14 protein-coding genes and 1 tRNA gene are annotated in these 21536 nt (G+C 71.2%); 4 read left to right on the forward strand and 11 right to left on the reverse strand.

Annotation, left to right across the window (positions count from 1 at the left end; translation table 11 throughout):
- The 6 genes from HW837_RS07350 to HW837_RS07375 all read right to left on the reverse strand — a co-directional run.
- Positions 1-418: helix-turn-helix domain-containing protein (locus tag HW837_RS07350; RefSeq protein WP_193383455.1), on the reverse strand; the 418-nt coding region annotated here is incomplete at its 3' end.
- A gap of 170 nt (positions 419-588) precedes the next feature.
- Positions 589-1491: a C40 family peptidase gene (locus HW837_RS07355; protein ID WP_045556681.1), complete on the reverse strand. Its 903-nt coding sequence runs from the start codon at positions 1489-1491 to the stop codon at positions 589-591.
- 201 nt (positions 1492-1692) lie between these two features.
- Positions 1693-5679, reverse strand: coding sequence for an nSTAND1 domain-containing NTPase (locus HW837_RS07360; protein WP_193379896.1), 3987 nt, complete (start codon positions 5677-5679; stop codon positions 1693-1695).
- Between the two features lie 167 nt (positions 5680-5846).
- The gene (locus tag HW837_RS07365; protein WP_045556911.1) at positions 5847-6287 is read right to left on the reverse strand and encodes a hypothetical protein; all 441 of its coding nucleotides are present in this window, start codon (positions 6285-6287) and stop codon (positions 5847-5849) included.
- Positions 6288-6385: 98 nt separating this feature from the next.
- Positions 6386-6832 carry a hypothetical protein gene (locus HW837_RS07370; RefSeq protein ID WP_045556679.1) on the reverse strand — a complete coding sequence of 149 codons (447 nt, stop codon included), beginning with the start codon at positions 6830-6832 and terminating at the stop codon, positions 6386-6388.
- A gap of 73 nt (positions 6833-6905) precedes the next feature.
- The gene (locus tag HW837_RS07375) at positions 6906-7829 is read right to left on the reverse strand and encodes a hypothetical protein (protein WP_052682844.1); all 924 of its coding nucleotides are present in this window, start codon (positions 7827-7829) and stop codon (positions 6906-6908) included.
- A gap of 373 nt (positions 7830-8202) precedes the next feature.
- Here HW837_RS07375 and HW837_RS07380 point away from each other — a divergent pair, with 373 nt between their 5' ends.
- Positions 8203-9573, forward strand: a complete 1371-nt coding sequence (locus tag HW837_RS07380) for a glycoside hydrolase family 43 protein (protein WP_045556677.1) — start codon at positions 8203-8205, stop codon at positions 9571-9573.
- 182 nt (positions 9574-9755) lie between these two features.
- On the opposite strand, the gene fusA is transcribed toward HW837_RS07380, so the two are convergent.
- The 5 genes from fusA to sucC all read right to left on the reverse strand — a co-directional run bounded on the left by fusA (position 9756) and on the right by sucC (position 16141).
- Positions 9756-11834 carry an elongation factor G gene (fusA, locus tag HW837_RS07385; protein WP_193379895.1) on the reverse strand — a complete coding sequence of 693 codons (2079 nt, stop codon included), beginning with the start codon at positions 11832-11834 and terminating at the stop codon, positions 9756-9758.
- A gap of 357 nt (positions 11835-12191) precedes the next feature.
- Positions 12192-12279: transfer RNA gene (locus HW837_RS07390), tRNA-Leu, on the reverse strand.
- Positions 12280-12453: 174 nt separating this feature from the next.
- Positions 12454-14022, reverse strand: a complete 1569-nt coding sequence (locus HW837_RS07395) for an aldehyde dehydrogenase family protein (RefSeq protein WP_045556675.1) — start codon at positions 14020-14022, stop codon at positions 12454-12456.
- Positions 14023-14115: 93 nt separating this feature from the next.
- Positions 14116-15000, reverse strand: coding sequence for a succinate--CoA ligase subunit alpha (gene sucD, locus HW837_RS07400; RefSeq protein ID WP_193379894.1), 885 nt, complete (start codon positions 14998-15000; stop codon positions 14116-14118).
- Between the two features lie 10 nt (positions 15001-15010).
- Positions 15011-16141: an ADP-forming succinate--CoA ligase subunit beta gene (gene sucC, locus HW837_RS07405; RefSeq protein ID WP_193379893.1), complete on the reverse strand. Its 1131-nt coding sequence runs from the start codon at positions 16139-16141 to the stop codon at positions 15011-15013.
- 155 nt (positions 16142-16296) lie between these two features.
- Between sucC and HW837_RS07410 the strand changes: the two genes are divergently transcribed.
- Genes HW837_RS07410 through HW837_RS07420 form a run of 3 tightly spaced genes read left to right on the forward strand, consistent with a single transcriptional unit; the run spans position 16297 to position 21375 of the window.
- The gene (locus HW837_RS07410) at positions 16297-17997 is read left to right on the forward strand and encodes a thiamine pyrophosphate-binding protein (RefSeq protein ID WP_045556672.1); all 1701 of its coding nucleotides are present in this window, start codon (positions 16297-16299) and stop codon (positions 17995-17997) included.
- 12 nt (positions 17998-18009) lie between these two features.
- Positions 18010-19239 (forward strand): formyl-CoA transferase, encoded by a 1230-nt coding sequence (gene frc, locus HW837_RS07415; protein WP_193379892.1) that lies wholly within the window; start codon positions 18010-18012, stop codon positions 19237-19239.
- Positions 19240-19242: 3 nt separating this feature from the next.
- Positions 19243-21375, forward strand: coding sequence for an acetate--CoA ligase family protein (locus HW837_RS07420; protein ID WP_045556670.1), 2133 nt, complete (start codon positions 19243-19245; stop codon positions 21373-21375).
- Positions 21376-21536 lie beyond the last annotated feature (161 nt).

Raw genomic sequence — 21536 nt, forward strand, 5'->3', positions numbered from 1 at the left:
AGTCCCTGGACTGCAACAGCCCCGGCACCAGCCTGCATTCGTAGGTGCACAGGCTCACCGCGACCCGCTCCAGCCGGGCCCACTGACGGAACCACGCCGCGAGGCCCACGTCCCCCCGCCCCCGCGTCACGTACTGCGAGGACCTCCGCAACGCCCCCGTGTTCCCGAGGAGTTCGTCGGCCCGCTCCACATACGTGGCGTCCGGCATCCGGCGTCCCTGCTCCACCGATTCCACCGTGTGCCGGGAGAACCGGACGAGATCCGCGAACTCGGCCCGGCTGTACCCGGCGTGCTCGCGCAGCGCCTGGGTGACCGCGCCCCAGGTCCGCAGGCTGTCCGAAGGGTCGGGTTCGCGGTCCACCACCGTCCCCTCGTCCACCGGCGTCTCGTCGTTGTCACCCATTCCGCCGCCCGTCATCCGCGGCCACCTCCGGTCTTCGTGCGCTGTGGCCCCCATGCCCCGACGGCGTCCAGCGTGACGGGAAGATCGGCGTACTGTCCACAGAAAGTGCCCGTACGCTGACGCAGCGTACGGGCGGGGCGCTCGCGCCGGTGACCGACCCCCGTTCGGTCACCGGCGCGGATGCGTCAGGGAGCGGGGGGTACGTCGTCGCAGTTGGGGACGCCCTCCAGCCAGGCCGGGCCCTTGATGTAGATGTTGGTCACCCAGGCCTTGTAGTCGGGGAGGTAGGACCAGACGTCGTTCTCGTAGCCCTCCGCGTTCACGTTGTCCGCGTGCTTCTGGCAGTGGACGCGGATGGTGGTGGAGTACGGGAAGGCGTAGACGCGTTCGGCCGCGAGGCGGGGCTCGGCCTTGGTCCAGACGTCGGTGCCCCAGGTCTGGTGGATGTGGCCGGTGACCGCGCCGGTGTTGACCCGGACGGCGCCGAAGTAGGTGCTGCCCAGGCGGACGTCGCTCACCATCAGCTTGGTGCCGGACTGCCGGGCCTCGACCATCTTGCCCGCGCCGAGGTAGATGGCGATGTGCTGGAGGTCCCGCTTGGTCCCGTAGGCCAGCAGGTCGCCCGGGAGGAGCGGGGCCAGGCCCTGGGCGGCGGTGAAGCGGGCGGCGGCGCGGTGCGTGTAGAACTGCTGGCTGGCGACGCCGTTGAGGATGTCCGTGCCACCGGTGGCCTGGGCGTACGCGTGGCGGACCAGGCCGGAGCAGTCGAACCCGCGTCGCTCGGGGTCGTGTTCGCTGGCCGGGTCGGTGGGGTCGACCTGCCCGTAGGTGGCGCCGGGCTGGGGCCCGTGGCCGCCGCCCCAGGTGTACCAGGTGCCGGCCGCGACCTCGGCGCAGGCGGCGGCGATGGCCCGCTCGGCGGCGGCGGAGGCTCCGGACGCGAGGGGGCGGCAGTCGCCGGCGGCGGGTGCGGCCGGTGCCGCCTGCGCGGTGGCGGACGTGGCCACCGGCGCCCAGAGGAGGACGGCCAGGAGTGCGATCAGTGTGCGTGTGATCAGTGTGCGGTTGAGTCCGGTCCGGCTCACCATGCCGGGACCCCCGATTCCTGTTCGACGTGGATCATGCGGTCGTTGTGGTCGTGCGGTGTGGTCGTGCGGTGTGGTCGTGCGGTGTGGTCGTGCAGCAGCTTGCCGTTCGGTGGCCCCGTCGTGGAGACGCGCGCGTCGCCCCATCCGATCGGGCAACCGGGAAACACCTGGGAAACCCCCTGCGAGCAGGGCAGTTGCCGGTCAGGAGCGGCCGCACGGCGGCCGCGAGGACAGCGGCGTCCCCGGCAGCAGGCTGCCGCGTTCGGCGGGGCCGAGCCCGGCGCTGAGGCGGCAGATCTGCTCCAGGCGCGCCCCGGGGTCGAGGTCCCACAGCCGCACCGTCCCGTCGGTGCTGCTGCTGGCCACCGTCCGCCCGTCGGGCGCGAAGTCGACGCCCCACACGGCGTCGGTGTGGCCGGACAGGGTCGCCCACGGCTGCCGTGTGGCCATGTCCCACAGCCGCACCGTCCGGTCGTTGCCGCTGCTGGCGAGCATGCGTCCGTCCGGTGAGAAGGCGAGGCCCCGCGCGGCACCGGTGTGGCCCGTCAGCGCGGTCCTGGAGCGCCGGGTGCGGACGTCCCACAGGAGCACGGTTCCGTCGTTGCCGCTGCTGGCGAGGGTGCGGCCGTCCGGGCTGAAGGCGACGCTCCGTACCGCGCCGGTGTGGCCGGTGAGTTCGGCCAGGGGCTGGTGCGAGGCGACGTCCCAGAGCCGTACGGTCAGGTCGTCGCCGGCACTCGCCAGGGTGCGGCCGTCCGGGCTGAAGGCGACGGCGTTGGCGTAGTCCTCGTGTCCCGTGAGGACCGCGATGTCGTGGCGCGCGGCGACGTCCCACAGACGGACCGTGCGGTCGGCGCCGGCCGAGGCGAGGGTCTTGCCGTCCGGCGCGAAGGCCACGGAGAAGACCTCCCCGGTGTGGCCGGTGAGCGTGGCCAGGAAGGTGCGCCGGTCCACGTCCCACAGCCGGATCGTGCCGTCGGAGCTCCCCGAGGCGAGGGTCTTGCCGTCGGGGGAGAACGCCACCGAGAAGACCGTCTCGGTGTGGCCGGTGAGCCTCTTGAGGAGACGGTGGGTCCGTACGTCCCAGAGCCGCACGGTGTGGTCGGTGTCGGCGGTGGCGAGCAGCTTCCCGTCGGGGCTGTAGACCGTCTGCCAGACCTCCGTGAACGGACGCGCCGTCAGCACCGGTCCGCCCAGGTCCCACAGGACGACGGACTGGTCGAAGCCGGCCGTGGCCAGCCGGGTGCCGTCGGAGGTCACGGCGACCCCCATGACGTAGTCGGTGTGTCCGGCGAGCACGACGGTCTGCCGGCCGTCGCGCACGTCCCACAGCCGGGTCGTGCCGTCGCCGACCGCGCCGATCACCGCCGCGCCGTCCGGTGTGTAGGCGACGGCGTTGATGTCGTCGCTGCCGCCGGTGAACACCGCGGTCTGCTCCGCGTCGCGGACGTCCCACAGCCGTACGGTCCGGTCGATGCCGCCGGAGACCACCTGCCGTCCGTCCGGGGAGAACGCCGCGCCCAGCACCTCGTCGGTGTGCCCTTCGAGCACGTCGAGCCGTTCCGCGCGGTCGGTGTCCCACAGACGTACGGTCCGGTCGGCGCCGGCGGAGACGAGTTTCGTGCCGTCGGGGGCGTACGCCAGCGCGTTGAGGGTGCCCTTGTGGCCGGTGAGCGAGGCTTTGCGCCGGGGTGTGCGCCCGGTGCTCCAGAGTTCGACGGTCCCGGCGGCGGTCGCGACGGCGAGCGTGCCGCCGCGCGGGTCGAAGGCCACCGCCCGGTCGCCCTTGGTGCCGGCCGGGAGGGCGGCCGTCCGACGGCGGTCGCGGACGTCCCAGAGGGTCACGGGGCCGTCCGTCGACGTGGCCGCGACGGTGCGGCCGTCGGGGCTGAAGGCGACCGAGCGGACCCGGCCGGGGACGGTGAAGGTGGCGAGCGTCCGGTGGTCGCCGGTCGCGCGGCGCACGATGACGGTGCCGTCGGAGCTGGCCGTCGCCAGGGTGCGGTCGTCGGGGGCGAAGGCCACCGCGTTGACCGGGCCCCGGTAGCCGCCGAGCCGGGCCGAGAAGGGCTGGGCCTGGGTGCTGAGGAGGGCGCCGCGCGCCTCGACGGTGGTGTCGGCGCGGTAGGCCTCCTCCGCGAGCAGCATCGACGCCTCGGGCCGGCCCCCGGCGAGGGACGCGGACCGCACGGCGAGGGCCTGGGAGCGGGCGGCGCGCTCCTGGTCGAGGGCGCCCTCCCGCTGCTGGTAGGCGAGGCCGCCGGCGGTCACGGCGAGCCCGAGCAGGACGGCGAGCGTGGCGAGAAGGGACTGGCGCAGCCGGATCTGCCGTCCGGCCTGTCTGCGGCGGCCGTCCTCCTCCGCCTGACTGGCTCTCAGGAAGGCCTCCTCGCCGGGGCCGAGGCGGCTCCAGCCGTCGGACTCGTCGGCCCAGGCCCGTACGGTCTCCAGCCGGGTGCCCCGGTAGAGGGCGGACGGGTCGCGTCTCTCGCGCTCCCATTCGGCGGCGGCGTGGGCGAGTTGCTGGTGCAGGAGGAGGCCGGCGCGGTCGGCGTGGATCCAGTCGCGCAGCCGGGGCCAGGCGTGCAGCAGGGCCTCGTGGGTGATCTGGACCGTGTCACTGTCCAAGGTGATGAGCCGGGCGCGGACAAACGCGTCGAGCGCGGCGGCCGCGCCGTCGGCGTCACCGAGCTGTTCCGTCAGAGCGGTCCTGCTGGTCCGGCGGCGGGTCGCTCCGGCGCCGTCCGCGACGACCACGAGCCGGGACAGGATGCGGCGGATCGTCCGCTGCTCGGCGGGGTACAGCCGGGCGAACACGTTCTCGGCGGTGCGGGCGATGGCTCCCTGGATGCCACCGGCGCGTTCGTACCCGTCGACGGTGAGGGCGGAGTCCGTACGGCGCTGCCAGGTGGCGAGCAGTGCGTGGGAGACGAGCGGGAGCGCACCGGACGGCGTCTCGTCGGCACCGATGCCTGTGGGTTGCGCGGCACCGATGCCGCCGGGCTGCGCGGCGCCGGTTCCCACGGGGTGCGCGGTGCCCCGGAGCGTCACGTCCGTTGCGTCGCGCAGTCCGGCGTCGCGCAGTCCGGCGTCGCGCAGTCCGGCGTCGCGCAGGAGGAGCGGGACGAGGCCGGGTTCGAGGGTGACGCCGGCGAGTTCGGCGGGCCGGGTGATCGACTCCCGCAGCTCCGCCACGGACATGGGCGCCAGGACGAAGAGTCCGTCGGTGAGGACCGGGGTCAGTTCGGGCAGGCCCAGACAACTGCCGGTGAAGTCGGCGCGTACGCCGAGCACCACGACCGCCGGCGCGCGTGTGTCGTCCCCCGGTCCGGTGGTCGCGAGGGCACGCAGCACGCGGACGTAGGCACGGCGTTCCTCCTGGTCGGGGCAGAGCGTGAACAGTTCCTCGAACTGGTCCACGATCAGGACGGGGCGCAGGGGCGGTGGTCTGCGGTCCCCCGGTGCCGACGGCGGTTCGTCCGCCATCGCGCGTACGGCGGCGAGCAGGGCGGCGGGGTTCTCCCGCACCGCCTCCACGGTGACGCCGAGGTCGCCCCCGACCGCCTTGGCGGTGCGTTCCAGCAGTTCGTCGAGGGGGCGTGAGGTGGGGGTCAGCAGGACCACCGGCCAGCGTTCGGCGCCCGGCATGGGGAAGTGGCCGCGTTTCAGGGCGGGTACGAGGCCGGCGTTGAGCAGGGACGACTTGCCCGCACCGGACGGGGCGACCAGCATCAGCGGTCCGCTGCCGACCCGTTCGAAGATCCGCTCCACCAGGGCGGCCGTGGCGCGCTCCCGGCCGAAGAACCACTCCGCGTCCTGCGGGGTGAACGCCGACAGGCCGCGGTAGGGGCATGTCTCGTCGGACTGCCGTTCGGAGGTCGCCTCGCCCGCAGCCCTCGCCTCGCCTTCGCCGCGCGCCGCCTGCTCCACCAGTCGTAGCAACTCGCCGTCGGCACGCAGCACTTCGTCGCAGAGTCGGGCGACGTCGAGGGTCGCCCGCTTCGTACCTGTCTCGATCTTGCTGAGGTAGCCCTTGCTGTAGTGGGTCTGCCGGGCGAGGTCGGTGAGCGACAGGCCGCGTTCCTGCCGAAGTCTTCTCAGTTGCGCGGGGAAGGAGTGCGTGGTCAGCGCGTTCCGGTTCCGTTCGTTCCGGTGGTCTGATTCTTCTCCAAACTGCGGGTCCCCCAAGGTGTCCCCCAAGGCAGTGCGCGAGCCGTGTTACGGCGGATGCCAAAGGTTACTGTCGGGACGGTAAGGGCGGCCAAGCCTTTGACCCGGAGTGGCGAAAACACGAACGTCCGGAACCGAGGGCCGATGCGGTTCCGGACGTTCGCGGCTTGGGTCGGTGGTGTCAGTCAGGTCCAGAAGCTCGCGCAGGAGTTCCGGTTCACCCACCGATGCGCGCTGATGCTGTTGTTCGCGCTGGTGCCGTCGCTGTATCGGTTGTCAGCCAGGTCGGCGGCGTACAGCTCACCCGGCGCGAGACAGCCGTGACCGCCGGCGTGGTTGGCGTGGTGGCAGAACGCGACGTGGTCCAGACCGCCGGGATAGCCGCGGTTCATGACGGACGAGGCCCTGTCACTGGCGTCGGGCCCCCAGGCGCCGCTGTCCGGGATGGGCAGCGGGCTGCCCTCACAGTTCGGAAGATCCCAGGCGTACACCTTGCCATCAGGCCGACCCCACAGGTCGCCGCAGCCGACAACGGCGCTGTCGGCCGCCTGCGCCGCTGTGGCGGGCACGGCGAGGCCGAGCGCGGCAAGCCCGAGGAGCGCCGCGGTTGTGGTGAGCTTGTGCATCGTGCGTTCCCCCTGCTCGGTGATGTGTGACGCGCAGTTGTACCGGAGCGGGCGACCCGGGGTGGTCAGGCCCGGGCCGCCCGTACCGGCCGGCCGGATCAGGTCAGGGTGGCGCTGCAGCCGCCGTTCACCCACTGGTGCGACATGATGTTGTTGTCCACCGTCTGGCCGGAGGAGAACGAGTTGTCGGTCAGGTTGTCGGCGTAGAGCTCGCCCGGGTAGAGGCAGGTGTGGCCCCCGCCGTGGTTCCGCAGGTAGAAGAACTTGACGATCGACAGATTGCCGGTGTAGCCGCGGTTCATGACGGACGAGGCCCTGTTGGCGGCCGCGCCCCAGTCGCCGCTGTCCGCCGGGGTGACGAAAATGGCATTGCCATCGCAGTCCTGGAAGTCCCAGGCGTACACGTTGCCGTCACGCGCGCCCCACTTGCTGTCACAGATGCGGCCGGCGGCGGCGCTGTCGGCCGCCTGCGAGGTAGCGGCGGGTACGACGACGCCCAGGGCGGTGAGCCCGAGGAGCGCTGCCGTGGCGGTGAACTTGCGCATGATGTTTCCCCTCGTTTTCCGTTGGTGTGCGTGGATGGTGCAGGGCGGTGAACGCGCCCGGAGCGTGGGGTGGTCAGTCGCGCCCCGGAACGATGCGCACCGCCCGGTCGTAGGCCTGCTGACCGAGGCGTCGGTACGTGTCGACGTCCTTGCCGTACCGGTCGCGCAGGCGGTCCTCGTAGTACGTCTCCCGGGCCGAGGCCACGGTCCGCAGGGATGTCTCGCGGGCGCAGGTGGCGTCCGCGACGGCGGTCCTCCGCTCGGCGGCGAACGCCTCGTCGGCGCGGGCCTCACCCAGCCGGCTGGTGTTGACCCGGATGGCGTCGCGGGCCGCCTGTGGGTCTTCGTAGGACTGGCCCGCCTTCTTCATGCACCGGGACCACGCCTCGATGGCGGCGACGAGCTGACGGTCTTTCATCAGATCGTCGCCATAGAGGCCGTTGAGGCTCGTGGCGACCTTGCCGGTGCGGAACCAAACGGCAGGGTCGCCGTAGAGCTCGCGCTCGGCCTCCTCCGTGCAGCCGCCGATGCGCTTGCGGATCTCGCCGCTGCTCCCCGGCACCGGCGCGGTGAGGGTGCGGGCGTCATCACCCCCGTCGAGCGCGACGTCGAAGGCGGCGCGCCGGGACGGGGAGAGACCTGAGCGGTAGGTACCGATGGGGTTTCGCTCATGGACGCGCTGACTGTTCGCTTGAATCCGACCGCCGTACCCGTACGTACGCGCCCACTCCACGTCGTCCTGGACGTAGCGCACCGGGCGGCTCTCGCGCAGCGTCAGGGTGCGATCCTCCCAGTACTCGAAGCCCTTGCGGTTCATGCACTGCTTCGTCAGGCGCTGCTGGGCGTCGTTGACGCGCAACTCCTGCTGCCAGGTCAGCGGCAGAGGGCGGGCCTGACGGGCGGCCGTGGTGGCCGAACCGGGCTTGCTCGCGTCGGTGTTCTCGGTGCATCCGATCGCGCCGGCCGCCACGACCGTCACGACTGCCCACAGAGACATGAGCGTGCGCCTCATGGGCCCTCCCCCCTCGGCCTCGCCGGTCCTGGTCGCCACCTGCTGACGAAGCCAGATTTGCCCCGCCGGAACACCGGGGTCGACCGGTTTCCTGTTGCCCTCCGGTGCGGTGGCCGGGAAACCGGCGACGACCAGGGGAAACAGAGGACGGGAGGCAACGCCGGAGGCGTGACCGGCTCATGCGGGACTCATGGTCGGCTCGAAGCGGAACCTCTTCTCGCAGAAAGCCTGGCCCAATCCATTGACGCGCCCATGCCCCCCTCTTATCTTCTGACCGAAGTTCCGCACGATGTACGACATACCGAACAAAACAACATCCTCACGCCTCAGGGCAGTTCACGCAGAAATGGGACGAGCGTTGAACAGAACCCTCAGGGCGGTCCTCGCCCTCCTCACCTCGGTGGCCGCCCTCCTGGGGCTCACCACCGCCTTCGCCGGCGCGGCCGGAGCCGCCCACCCGCCGGCGGGACAGGCGACGCGGTACACCATGACCGCGTTCACCAACAGCAGCGAGTCGAACATGTACGTGTACGACTCGCCGGACGCGACCGCGTTCACCCTCCGCAAGGGCCCGGCGTACACCCCGCCCTCCGGCCTGATCCGTGACCCCAGCATCTTCAAGCACACGGACGGTTACTACTACCTGACCTACACCACCCGCACCTGGTCGGCGCTCTCCACCACCATCGGCTTCGCCCGTTCCACCGACCGCCTCAACTGGACCTTCCTCTACGACTACACGGTCCCGATCAGCGGTCTGCAGCGCGCCTGGGCGCCGGAGTGGTTCGTCGACACCAACGGCAGCGTCAACATCATCCTGTCCGCGTCGATCGCCGCCGAGGGCGAGTACATCTTCAAGCCGTACAAGCTGACGGCGACGAACTCCGCCCTCACCGCGTGGTCGGCGCCCACCCAGCTTTCCGGCATCGGCCCGAACTACATCGACACCTTCATCGTCAAGATCGGCTCCACCTACCACGCGTTCACCAAGAACGAGACGACGAAGTACATCGAGTACGGCACCGCCTCCAGCCTCACCGGCCCGTACACCATCACGAAGACGGGCAACTGGGCGGGCTTCGGCTCCGGCATGGAGGGCCCGGCGCTGGTCCAGCTCGACAACGGCGGCTGGCGGATCTACTACGACGCCTACGGCGCGGGGCAGTACTGGTACAGCGACAGCTACGACAACTTCGCCACCTGGTCCACCCCGACGCAGCTCCCGGGTCTCACCGGCTTCGTCCGCCATCTGACGGTCCTCAAGGAGACGGTGGCCGGCGGCGTCACCCTCCCCACCAACACCACCCGCTCCCTTCAGTCCGTCAACTTCCCGGGCCGCTACGCCGTCGCCCGCACCGACAACCTCGGCTACGTCGACCCGGTGAGCTCCTCCAGCACCACCGCCGTCAAGCAGAGCGCGACGTTCACGATCGTGCCCGGCCTCGCGGACGCCAACTGCTACTCCTTCCGCGACTCCGCCGGCCGCTACCTGCGGCACTGGGACTTCCGGGTCCGCTTCGACACGAACAACGGGACGACCGTGTTCGCCAAGGACGCCACGTACTGCGCCCGCCCGGGCTCGACCTCCGGCTCGGTGAGCCTGGAGTCGTACAACTACCCGGGCCGCTACATCCGCCACTACAACTACGAACTACGCGTGGACACCTACCAGGCCACGGACACCTTCCGAGCCGACAGCTCCTTCACAGCGGTGAGCCCCTGGGCCTGATGCCGAACAATCCCCCGCGCCCCGCAAGGGGCGCGGGGAACTGCGCGAGAAGCCCCACCGGACCCGCAGACGAAGGCCAAAGAGGGGGTCGAAGGGGCGCAGCCCCTTCAGGGATGGGACGGGTAGGGGCGGCGGGGGCGAGGAAAATCCCCCCACACCCCCACGCACCCCCACCCACCGACTCACCCCTCACTCACCACCACACCCGGCGCCCGCACATACCCCGCCGGCCGAGCCGTGAACGTCCCCCGCCCCTGCGTCCGGCTACGCAACCGCGTCGCATACCCGAACAGCTCCGCCAACGGCACGGTCGCGGCGACGACCACCGCCGCACCCCGCGCCACGGAGTCCGACACCCGCCCCCGCCGCGCGGCGAGATCCCCGAGCACCCCGCCCACGGCGTCCGCGGGCACGGTCACGGTGACATCGGCGACAGGCTCCAGAACCCCCATCACCCCGGCCCGCATGGCCTCCCGCAGCGCGAACCGTCCCGCCGTACGGAACGCCATCTCCGACGAGTCCTTGGAGTGGGTCGCCCCGTCGACCAGCGTGACGGCGATCCCCGTCACCGGGTGCCCACCGAGCGGCCCCTCCGCGAGCGCGTCACGGCAACCGGCCTCGACCGCGCGGACGTACTCCTGCGGCACCCGCCCGCCGACGACGGCCGAGCGGAACACGAAGCCCGTCGCGGCCCCGTCGCCCTCCGCCTCCAGCGGTGCCACGTCCAGCACGACGTGCGCGAACTGCCCCGCCCCGCCGTCCTGTTTGACGTGCCGGTACACCAGCCCGGCCACGCCCCGGACGACGGTCTCGCGGTAGGCGACCCGAGGCCGGCCGACGGCGACGTCGAGGCCCTGGCTCTGCCGGACCTTCTCCACCGCCACCTCCAGATGCAGTTCGCCCATGCCGGACAGCAGGGTCTGCCCGGTCTCGGGGTCGGTCCGGACGACCAGCGAGGGATCCTCCTCGGCGAGCCGTGCGAGAGCCGTGGCGAGCCGGTCGGTGTCGGTGCTCCGGCGTGCCTCGACGGCCACCGACACCACCGGGTCGGCGACGGACGGCGGTTCGAGGAGCAGCGGCGCCGCCGGATCGCACAGCGTCGTCCCCGCGCGGGCGGACTTCAGCCCGACCACCGCGACGATGTCCCCGGCCACGGCCCGCTCCAGTTCGGCGTGCCGGTCGGCCTGGACCCGCAGGATCCGGCCGATCCGCTCGGTGCGCCGCGTCCCGGCGTCCAGCACGGTGTCCCCCTTCCGGATCGTGCCCGAGTACAGCCTCACGTACGTCAACCGTCCCGTGGCCGTGGCACTCACCTTGAACGCCAGGGCCGCGACCGGTGCCGCGGCCTCGGCGGCGCGCTCCTGCTCCGTACCGTCGTGCGTGCCGCGTACGGCCGGTACGTCCAGGGGCGACGGCAGATACGCCACCACCGCGTCGAGCAGCGGTTCGATACCGCGGTTGCGGTAGGCGGAGCCACAGAGCACGACCACTCCCTCACCTGTGCGGGTGAGGTCGCGCAGCGCGGCAGCCAGGGTGCCCGCGGAGAGCGCGCCCTGTGCGCAGAACTCCTCCAGCGCCGCCGGATACAGCTCGGCCACGGCCTCCTCCAACCGCCGCCGTCGCCGCTCGGCCTCGTCCCGCAGGTCGTCGGGAACCGGGCCCTCCTCGGCCGCCTCGGAATCGTCCGCCCACACCAGCGCCCTCATGCGCACCAGATCCACGACACCGACGAACCCGTCCTCCGCACCGATCGGCGACTGCACCACCAGCGGGGCCGGATGGAGCCGCTGCCGGATCGACTCGACGGCCGTGTCCAGGTCGGCGCCCGCGCGGTCGAGCTTGTTGACGAAGGCGATGCGGGGCACGCCGTGCCGGTCGGCCTGCCGCCACACCGACTCGCTCTGCGGCTCGACGCCCGCGACGGCGTCGAACACCGCGATCGCGCCGTCGAGCACCCGGAGCGAACGCTCCACCTCGTCGGCGAAGTCGACGTGGCCGGGGGTGTCGATCAGGTTGATCCGATGCCCGTCCCAGGCGCAGCTGACGGCCGCCGCGAAGATGGTGATCCCCCGGTCGCGCTCCTGCGGATCGAAGTCGGTGACGGTCGTCCCGTCGTGGACCTCGCCCCGCTTGTGCGTGGTCCCGGTGGCGTACAGGAACCGCTCGGTGACGGTGGTCTTGCCGGCGTCGACATGGGCGAGGATGCCCAGGTTGCGGACGGCGGTCAGAGCGTTGGCGATGGTCGTGATGTTGCTGCGCATGGCCCGTGGCCTTTCAGCTGAGCTGTTTCAGGGCAGCGCGATTCCCGTGCGAGGGCGCCATGCGAAGACGTCAGGCGTACGTCACGGGCTCCGGTACCGGCCGCGCAGCGGGCACCGGACGGACGAGGACACGAGGATCACCTCGTACAGGGAACGGGGAACGACGACAGCGGTGCGCTCACACACGGCCGGCTCCCCTCGTCTCGTCGTTCGGTGGGGCGAGTCTAGAGAGATCGACGGGGCCGGGGCATCGCATTTTTCCGGGGGCCGGCCAGCCCGACGGCAACGAAAAACCCCACCGACCGGAAGCGGTCGACGGGGTCGATTGGATCAATGTGATCGATCTCTGTGGTTCTGTGGTGTCCGAGGGGGGACTTGAACCCCCACGCCCGATAAAGGGCACTAGCACCTCAAGCTAGCGCGTCTGCCATTCCGCCACCCGGACCAGGTGTCTGCCGCCTTGCCGGAGGTGTTCCCGGCGGCGACATGGACAACAATACCAAGGTTTCGGAGTGCCTTTCACCTGCATATCAGGGCCCTGGGCGGGGTCGCGCGGGCCCCGGCGAGCGGGGCCGCGCGACCTCACCTCAGGTGATCGGACCGTCACGATCCGGCCGGGTCAGGCGGCGGAGGGCATGAGGTGGTACTCGGGGAAGTTGCCCGGCAGCCGCTCCCCCGCCGGGCCGTGGGTGACGGCCTTGACGAGCAGGTCGCCGCCGACGAAGGCGCCCCGCCAGGAGGCACCGAAGCCGCCGAACAGCTCGTCCCGGTCGCCGCGCGAGCGGGGCCTGCCGTGGCCGACCTTGAACGCCCGGATCTGGGGTGCGAGCCGCTCGTACGTCGCCGGGTCGTCGGTGGAGAGGGTGGCGACGAGCGCGCCGTTCGAGGCGTTCATCGCGGCGAGCAGCTCGGCCTCGGTGTCGACCAGGACGATCGTGTCGACCGGGCCGAAGGGTTCCGCGTGGTGGAGCGGGGAGGACGGGGGCGGGTCGAGGAGGGTGACGGGCTGGACGTACGCGGCGGTGTCCTGGCCGGGCAGGAAGCGCGCGTCGGCGAGCCGGCCCCGGTGCAGCGGCACGGCGCCCCGGTCCACGGCCTCGGCGACCTGGTCGGTGAGTTCCTTGGCCTTGGCCGCGTTGATGACGGGACCGAAGTCCAGCGTCGGGTACGGGTCGTCCGGGTGCTCCACGGCCAGGGGGTGGCCGACGCGGAGGGTGCGGACCGCCGGGAGGTACGCCGCGAGGAACTCGTCGAACAGCTCGCGCTGGACGACGAAGCGCGGGTAGGCCGTGCAGCGCTGTTTGCCGTAGTCGAAGAGTTTGGGGATGACGGCCGTGAGGGCGTCCCAGTCGGTGTGGTTCCAGATGCCCCAGGTGTTGAGGCCCTCCTGTTCCAGGACATGGCGTTTGCCGAGGTCGGCGACGGCGGTGGCCACGGCGGCGCCGGTGTCGCGGCCGCCGACGAAGGAGACGCAGCCGATCTCGGGGGCGCGGACCAGCGCCTCGGACAGCTCGCGTCCGCTGCCGCTGACGAGGGTGACGGGGATGCCCTCGCGGGCGGCCAGCGCGGCGGCGAGCGTGAGGCAGGCGACGCCGCCGTCGGTGGGGGTCTTGGCGATGACGGCGTTGCCCGCCAGGGCCTGGACCAGCATCGCGTGGACGAGCACACTCATCGGGTAGTTCCAGCTGGCGATGTTGGAGACCGGGCCGTCGAGGGGGACGCGCCCTTCGACCATGGGTTCGATGCCGTCGACGTACCAGCGGACGCCGTCGATGGCCCGGTCCACGTCGGCCTGCGCGAGCCGCCAGGGCTTGCCGATCTCCCAGACGAGGAGGAGGGCGAGCAGTTCGCGGTGCTGGGTGAGGGCGTCGAGGGTGGCGGCGACCCGGGCGCGGCGTTCGGCGAGGGGGACGTGGCGCCAGGCGCGGTGCTGGTCGAGGGATGCCCGGACGGCGTGGTGCGCGGTGGCGCCGTCCAGGCGGGGCGGGCCCGCGACGGGGCTGCCGTCGACGGGGCTGGTGGCGGGCAGGGTCCGGCCGTCGGCCTGCCAGGAGCCGTTCCAGAGGTTGAGGACCCGGTCGTCCCGGAAGGCCTCCGGGGCGACGGCGAGACAGCGCCGCCAGGCGTCGGTCCAGGCGGTGCCGGACTTCAGGGTGAGGGTGGCGGGGGTGAGGGTGGGTGGTGCCATGGGTGTCTCCGCTCTCGGTGCACAGTCGGGGGCGGGGGGTACGTCGACGGCCGCGTACGGGGCCGGGCGAACAGGTGTGCTGCGGGGAGGAGGTCAGGCCTCGGCCTCCAGAGCGGCCAGCACTAGGCGGGCCGTCTCCGTGGGAGTGCCGCCGACCCGCACGCCGACCGCCTCCAGGGCCCCCTTCTTCGCCTGCGCCGTGCCGGAGGAGCCGGAGACGATCGCGCCGGCGTGGCCCATCGTCTTGCCCTCGGGCGCGGTGAAGCCGGCGATGTAGCCGACGACGGGCTTGGTGACGTGGTCGCGGATGTACGCGGCGGCGCGTTCCTCGGCGTCGCCGCCGATCTCGCCGATGAGGACGATCAGTTCGGTGTCGGGGTCGTCCTGGAAGGCGGCCAGGCAGTCGATGTGGGTGGTGCCGACGACGGGGTCGCCGCCGATGCCGACGCAGGTGGAGAAGCCGATGTCGCGGAGTTCGTACATCAGTTGGTAGGTGAGCGTGCCGGATTTGGAGACCAGGCCGATCCGTCCGGGCTTGGTGATGTCGGCGGGGATGATGCCCGCGTTGGACTGGCCGGGGGTGATGAGGCCGGGGCAGTTGGGTCCGACGATCCGGGTGCCCTTGGCCCGCGCGTACGCCGTGAAGGCGACGGAGTCATGGACGGGGATGCCCTCGGTGATGACGACGGCGAGGCCGATGCCGGCGTCGGCGGCCTCGACGACGGCCGCCTTGGTGAAGGCGGGCGGGACGAAGACGACGGTGACGTCGGCGCCGGTGACCTCGACGCCCTCGGCGACCGAGCCGAAGACGGGGACGGCACGCTCGTCGAAGTCGACGGTGCGCCCGGCCTTGCGGGGGTTGACGCCGCCGACGACGTTCGTGCCGGCCGCGAGCATGCGGCGGGTGTGCTTCATGCCCTCGCCGCCGGTCATGCCCTGGACGAGGACCTTGCTCTCCTTGGTGAGGTAGATGGCCATGTCCGGCTCCTCAGTTCGCGTGGGCGAGGTCGGCGGCGCGGCGCGCGGCGCCGTCCATGGTGGTGGCCTGGTGGACGAGCGGATGGTCACGGCCGTCGAGGATCGCCCGGCCGCGTACGGCGTTGTTGCCGTCGAGCCGGACGACGAGCGGTTTGGTCAACTGGACGCTGTCCAGGGCCTGGACGATGCCGTCGGCGACCGCGTCGCAGGCGGTGATCCCGCCGAAGACGTTGACGAGGACGGACTTGACGTCGGGGTCGGAGAGGACGACGGAGAGGCCGTCGGCCATGATCCGGGCGGAGGCGCCGCCGCCGATGTCGAGGAAGTTGGCGGGGCGCGCGCCGCAGCCCGCGACCACGTCGAGGGTCGACATGACGAGTCCGGCGCCGTTGCCGATGACGCCGACCTCGCCGTCCAGTTTCACGTAGTTGAGGCCCTTGGCGGCGGCCGCCGCCTCCAGCGGGTCGTCGGGCGCGAAGCCCTCGTCGCCCAGGCGGGTCTGCCGGAAGCTCGCGTTGTCGTCGAGGGTGACCTTGCCGTCGAGGGCGAGGATGCGGCCCTGTTCGGTGCGGACGAGGGGGTTGACCTCGACGAGGAGGGCGTCCTCGCGGGTCAGCACCTCCCAGAGCCGCATCAGGACGTCGACGGTCTGCGGCGGCAGACCGGCCGCTTCGGCGATCTCGGACGCCTTCGCGGAGGTGACGCCCTCGGCGGGGTCGATGGGGATCCGGGCCACGGCCTCGGGCCTGGTCGCCGCCACCTCCTCGATGTCCATGCCGCCCTCGGCCGAGGCGATCGCGAGGAAGCGGCCGGCGGCGCGGTCGAGGACGTAGGAGACGTAGAACTCGCGCTCGATCGCGACGGGTTCGGCGATCATCACCGTGCGGACGGTGTGGCCCTTGATGTCCATGCCGAGGATCTGCCGTGCGGTCAGTTCCGTGGCGGACGGGTCGGCGGCGAGCTTGACCCCGCCCGCCTTGCCGCGTCCGCCGGTCTTCACCTGTGCCTTGACGACGACGCGTCCGCCGAGTCGGCGGGCGATCTCGCGCGCCTCCTTGGGCGAGTCGGTGACCTCCGCCCGTGGCACCGAGATGCCGTGCCGCTCGAAGAGTTCCCTTGCCTGGTGTTCGAACAGGTCCATTCCGGCTCCTGACTCAAAAGTGCCGCACGCCCCCTGGACACCACCCACCGGATGCGGGATAACAAGCTTCATACAGTATTCGTCGACTGTATGCAATCAACCGCGAGAGCGTTCCAACCCCTACGAAGACGTCTACGAAGGGACAGGACTTCGCCATGCCCGACGGCAACAGCCAGGACCTCATTTCCGGTGGTCATCTCGTCGCGAAGGCACTCAAAGCGGAGGGTGTGGAGGTCATCTACACCCTGTGCGGCGGCCACATCATCGACATCTACGACGGCTGCGTCGACGAGGGCATCGAGGTCGTCGACGTCCGCCACGAGCAGGTCGCCGCCCACGCCGCCGACGGCTACGCCCGGATCACCGGCAAGCCCGGCTGCGCGGTCGTCACCGCCGGCCCCGGTACGACCGACGCCGTGACCGGCGTCGCCAACGCCTTCCGCGCGGAGTCCCCGATGCTGCTGATCGGCGGCCAGGGCGCGCACACCCAGCACAAGATGGGGTCCCTCCAGGACCTGCCGCACGTCGACATGATGACGCCCATCACCAAGTTCGCGGCGACCGTGCCGGACACGGCCCGCGCCGCAGACATGGTGTCGATGGCGTTCCGCGAGTGCTACCACGGCGCCCCCGGGCCCTCCTTCCTGGAGATCCCGCGCGACGTCCTCGACGCCAAGGTGCCCGTGGAGAAGGCGCGCGTGCCGAAGGCCGGTGCCTACCGGGCCTCGACCCGCTCGGCCGGCGACCCCGAGGCCATCGAGAAGCTCGCCGACCTGCTGGTGCACGCCGAGAAGCCCGCGATCCTGCTGGGCAGCCAGGTGTGGACGACCCGGGGCACCGAGTCCGCCATCGAGCTGGTGCGCACGCTCAACATCCCGGCGTACATGAACGGCGCGGGACGCGGCACGCTCCCGCCCGGCGACCCGCACCACTTCCAGCTCTCCCGCCGGTACGCCTTCTCCAACGCCGATGTCATCGTCATCGTCGGTACGCCCTTCGACTTCCGCATGGGCTACGGCAAGCGGCTGTCGCCGGACGCGACCGTCGTGCAGATCGACCTCGACTACCGGACCGTCGGCAAGAACCGCGACATCGACCTCGGGATCGTCGGCGACGCGGGCCTTGTGCTCAAGTCCGTGACGGAGGCGGCTTCCGGACACGCTTTTAATGGGTACAGCAACGGGGGCGCGTCGAAGCGCAAGGAGTGGCTCGACGAGCTGCGTGCCGCCGAGCAGGTGGCCATCGAGAAGCGGCTGCCCAGCCTGAAGTCCGACGCCTCGCCCATCCACCCCTACCGCCTGGTCAGCGAGATCAACGACTTCCTCACCGAGGACTCCATCTACATCGGCGACGGCGGCGACATCGTCACCTTCTCCGGTCAGGTCGTGCAGCCCAAGTCACCCGGGCACTGGATGGACCCGGGCCCCCTCGGCACGCTCGGCGTCGGCGTCCCCTTTGTCCTCGCCGCCAAGAAGGCGCGGCCCGACAAGGAAGTGGTGGCCCTCTTCGGCGACGGCGCCTTCTCCCTCACCGGCTGGGACTTCGAGACCCTCGTCCGCTACGACCTCCCCTTCGTCGGGATCATCGGCAACAACTCCTCCATGAACCAGATCCGTTACGGCCAGAAGGCCAAGTACGGCGAGGAACGCGAGCGTGTCGGCAACACCCTCGGCGACGTGCACTACGACAAGTTCGCCCAGATGCTCGGCGGTTACGGCGAGGAGGTCCGCGACCCCGCCGACATCGGCCCCGCGCTCCGGCGCGCCCGGGAGTCGGGCAAGCCGTCGCTCATCAACGTCTGGGTCGACCCGGACGCGTACGCCCCCGGAACCATGAACCAGACGATGTACAAGTGAGGTGACCTCGGCATGACCAAGGCTCTCGAAGGCATCCGCGTCCTCGACATGACGCACGTCCAGTCCGGCCCGTCCGCCACCCAACTCCTCGCCTGGCTCGGCGCGGACGTGGTGAAGCTGGAGGCGCCGACCGGTGACATCACGCGCAAACAGCTGCGCGACCTCCCGGACGTCGACTCCCTCTACTTCACGATGCTCAACTGCAACAAGCGCAGCATCACCCTCAACACCAAGACCGAGCGCGGCAAGGAGATCCTCACCGAGCTGATCCGGCGCTCCGACGTCATGGTCGAGAACTTCGGACCGGGCGCGGTCGACCGCATGGGCTTCACCTGGGACCGTATCCAGGAGATCAATCCACGTATCGTCTATGCCTCCATCAAGGGGTTCGGGGACGGTCCGTACACCAACTTCAAGGCGTACGAGGTGGTGGCCCAGGCCATGGGCGGGTCCATGGCGACCACCGGCTTCGAGGACGGCCCGCCGCTGGCGACGGGGGCCCAGATCGGGGACTCGGGCACGGGCATCCACGCCGTGGCGGGGATCCTCGCGGCGCTCTACCAGCGGGAGAGCACCGGGCGCGGCCAGCGGGTCAACGTGGCCATGCAGCACGCCGTCCTCAACCTCTGCCGGGTGAAGCTGAGGGACCAGCAGCGGCTGGCACATGGCCCGCTCCGTGAATATCCCAACGAGGACTTCGGCGACGAGGTTCCCAGGTCCGGAAACGCGTCCGGCGGCGGCCAGCCCGGCTGGGCCGTCAAGTGCGCGCCCGGCGGCCCGAACGACTACGTGTACGTCATCGTGCAGCCCGTCGGCTGGCAGCCGATGAGCGAGCTGATCGGCCGGCCCGAACTGGCGGACGACCCGGAGTGGGCGACCCCGGAGGCCCGCCTCCCCAAGCTGAACAAGATGTTCCAGCTGATCGAGGAGTGGTCGTCCACCCTGCCCAAGTGGGAGGTGCTGGAGCGGCTCAACGCCCACAACATCCCGTGCGGGCCGATCCTCTCCACCAAGGAGATCATCGAGGACGAGTCCCTGGTCTCCAACGAGATGGTCGTCACCGTGCCGCACCCCGAGCGCGGCGACTTCGTGACCGTCGGCAGCCCGCTGAAGCTGTCCGACTCCCCCGTGGACGTGACCAGTTCCCCCCTGCTCGGTGAGCACAACGAAGAGGTCTACGTCGGCGAGCTGGGGCTCGGCGACGAGGAGCTGCGCCTGCTCAAGTCGAACGGAGTGATCTGATTGATGGCCGAAGACCGGGTGCTGAGGGTGCGTGAGCTCCTCGACGCCGTACGGGCCGAGGGCCGGAGCGCGCTGACCGCTCCCGAGGGCAAGGTGATCGCCGACGCGTACGGGATCGCCGTACCCGGCGAGGAGCTGGCGCGGGACGTCGACGAGGCGGTGTCGTACGCGGCGCGCTTCGGCGGGCCGGTGGTGATGAAGATCGTGTCGCCGGACATCCTGCACAAGACCGACGCGGGCGGTGTGATCGTCGGAGTGGAGGGCGCGGTCGATGTCCGGGCCGCGTTCCACACCATCGTCGACAACGCGCGCGCGTACGCACCGGACGCCCGTATCGAGGGCGTCCAGGTGCAGGAGCTGCTGCCGAAGGGGCAGGAGGTCATCGTCGGCGCGGTGACCGACCCGACGTTCGGGAAGGTCGTCGCGTTCGGGCTCGGCGGGGTGCTGGTGGAGGTCCTCAAGGACGTCACCTTCCGGCTCGCGCCGGTCGACGCGGACGAGGCGCTCTCCATGCTGGACTCGATCCGCGCGGCGGAGATCCTGCGCGGGGTGCGCGGGGCTCCGGCGGTGGACCGCTGGGCGATCGCCGAGCAGATCCGCCGGGTCTCCCAACTGGTCGCGGACTTCCCCGAGATCGCCGAGGTGGACCTCAACCCGGTGATCGCGACACCGGAGGGCGCGGTCGCGGCGGACATCCGGGTGATCCTCGCGGAGTCGGTGCCGAAGCCGCGGCGCACGTACACACGGGACGAGATCCTGGTGTCGATGCGCCGGCTGATGCAGCCGCAGTCGGTCGCCGTGATCGGGGCCTCCAACGAGCAGGGCAAGATCGGCAATTCGGTGATGCGCAACCTCGTCGACGGAGGCTTCGCCGGCGAGATCCATCCGGTGAACCCCAAGGCCGATGACATTCTGGGCCGCAAGGCGTACAAGAGTGTCACGGACGTTCCCGGTGAGGTGGATGTGGCGGTCTTCGCGATCCCCGCCAAGTTCGTGGCCGCGGCGCTGGAGGAGGTGGGTCGCAAGGGCATCCCCAACGCCGTACTGATCCCCTCCGGCTTCGCCGAGACCGGTGAGCACGAGCTCCAGGACGAGATCGTGGCGATCGCCGAGCGGCACGGCATCCGGCTGCTCGGGCCGAACATCTACGGCTACTACTCGACCTGGCAGGACCTCTGCGCCACGTTCTGCACGCCGTACGACGTCAAGGGCGGGGTGGCGCTGACCTCGCAGTCCGGCGGCATCGGGATGGCCATCCTGGGCTTCGCGCGGACCACGAAGACGGGTGTGTCGGCGATCGTCGGGCTCGGCAACAAGTCGGACCTGGACGAGGACGACCTGCTGACCTGGTTCGGCGAGGACCCGCACACCGAGTGCATCGCCATGCACCTGGAGGACCTGAAGGACGGGCGGGCCTTCGTGGAGGCCGCGCGGGCGACCGTCCCGAAGAAGCCGGTGGTGGTCCTGAAGGCGGGCCGTACGGCGGCCGGGGCGAAGGCGGCGGGCTCGCACACGGGCGCGCTGGCGGGCGACGACGCCGTGTACGAGGACATCCTGAAGCAGGCGGGTGTCATCCGGGCGCCCGGGCTGAACGAGATGCTGGAGTACGCGCGCGCGTTGCCGGTGCTCCCCGCTCCGCAGGGCGACAACGTCGTGATCATCACCGGCGCCGGCGGCAGCGGCGTACTGCTGTCGGACGCGGTGACGGACAACGGGCTGACCCTGATGGAGATCCCGCCGGACCTGGACGCGTCGTTCCGCACGTTCATCCCGCCGTTCGGGGCGGCCGGCAACCCGGTCGACATCACCGGCGGCGAGCCTCCGTCGACGTACGAGGCGACGATCCGGCTGGGCCTGGAGGACCCGCGCATCCACGCGCTCGTCCTCGGCTACTGGCACACCATCGTCACCCCGCCCATGGTGTTCGCCGAACTCACCGCGCGCGTGGTGGCCGAGTTCCGCGAACGGGGCGTCGAGAAGCCGGTGGTGGCCTCCCTCGCGGGCGACGTCGAGGTGGAGGAGGCCTGCCAGTACCTCTTCGAGCGGGGAGTCGTGGCATACCCGTACACGACCGAGAAGCCGGTGGCGGTGCTGGGCGCGAAGTACCGGTGGGCGCGGGCGGCGGGGGTCCTGTGACGGGGCGGCGCGCCCCGGGTCGGCCGGGGGTCCGGGGGTTGTCCCCCGGGCGTGACGCAGCCCGGTGGGCGCGGGCGGCGGGGGTCCTGTGACGGGGCGGCGCGCCCCGGGTCGGCCGGGGGTCCGGGGGTTGTCCCCCGGGCGTGACGCAGCCCGGTGGG

This window comes from Streptomyces caniscabiei (genome assembly GCF_014930365.1).
Lineage (GTDB): Bacteria > Actinomycetota > Actinomycetes > Streptomycetales > Streptomycetaceae > Streptomyces > Streptomyces caniscabiei.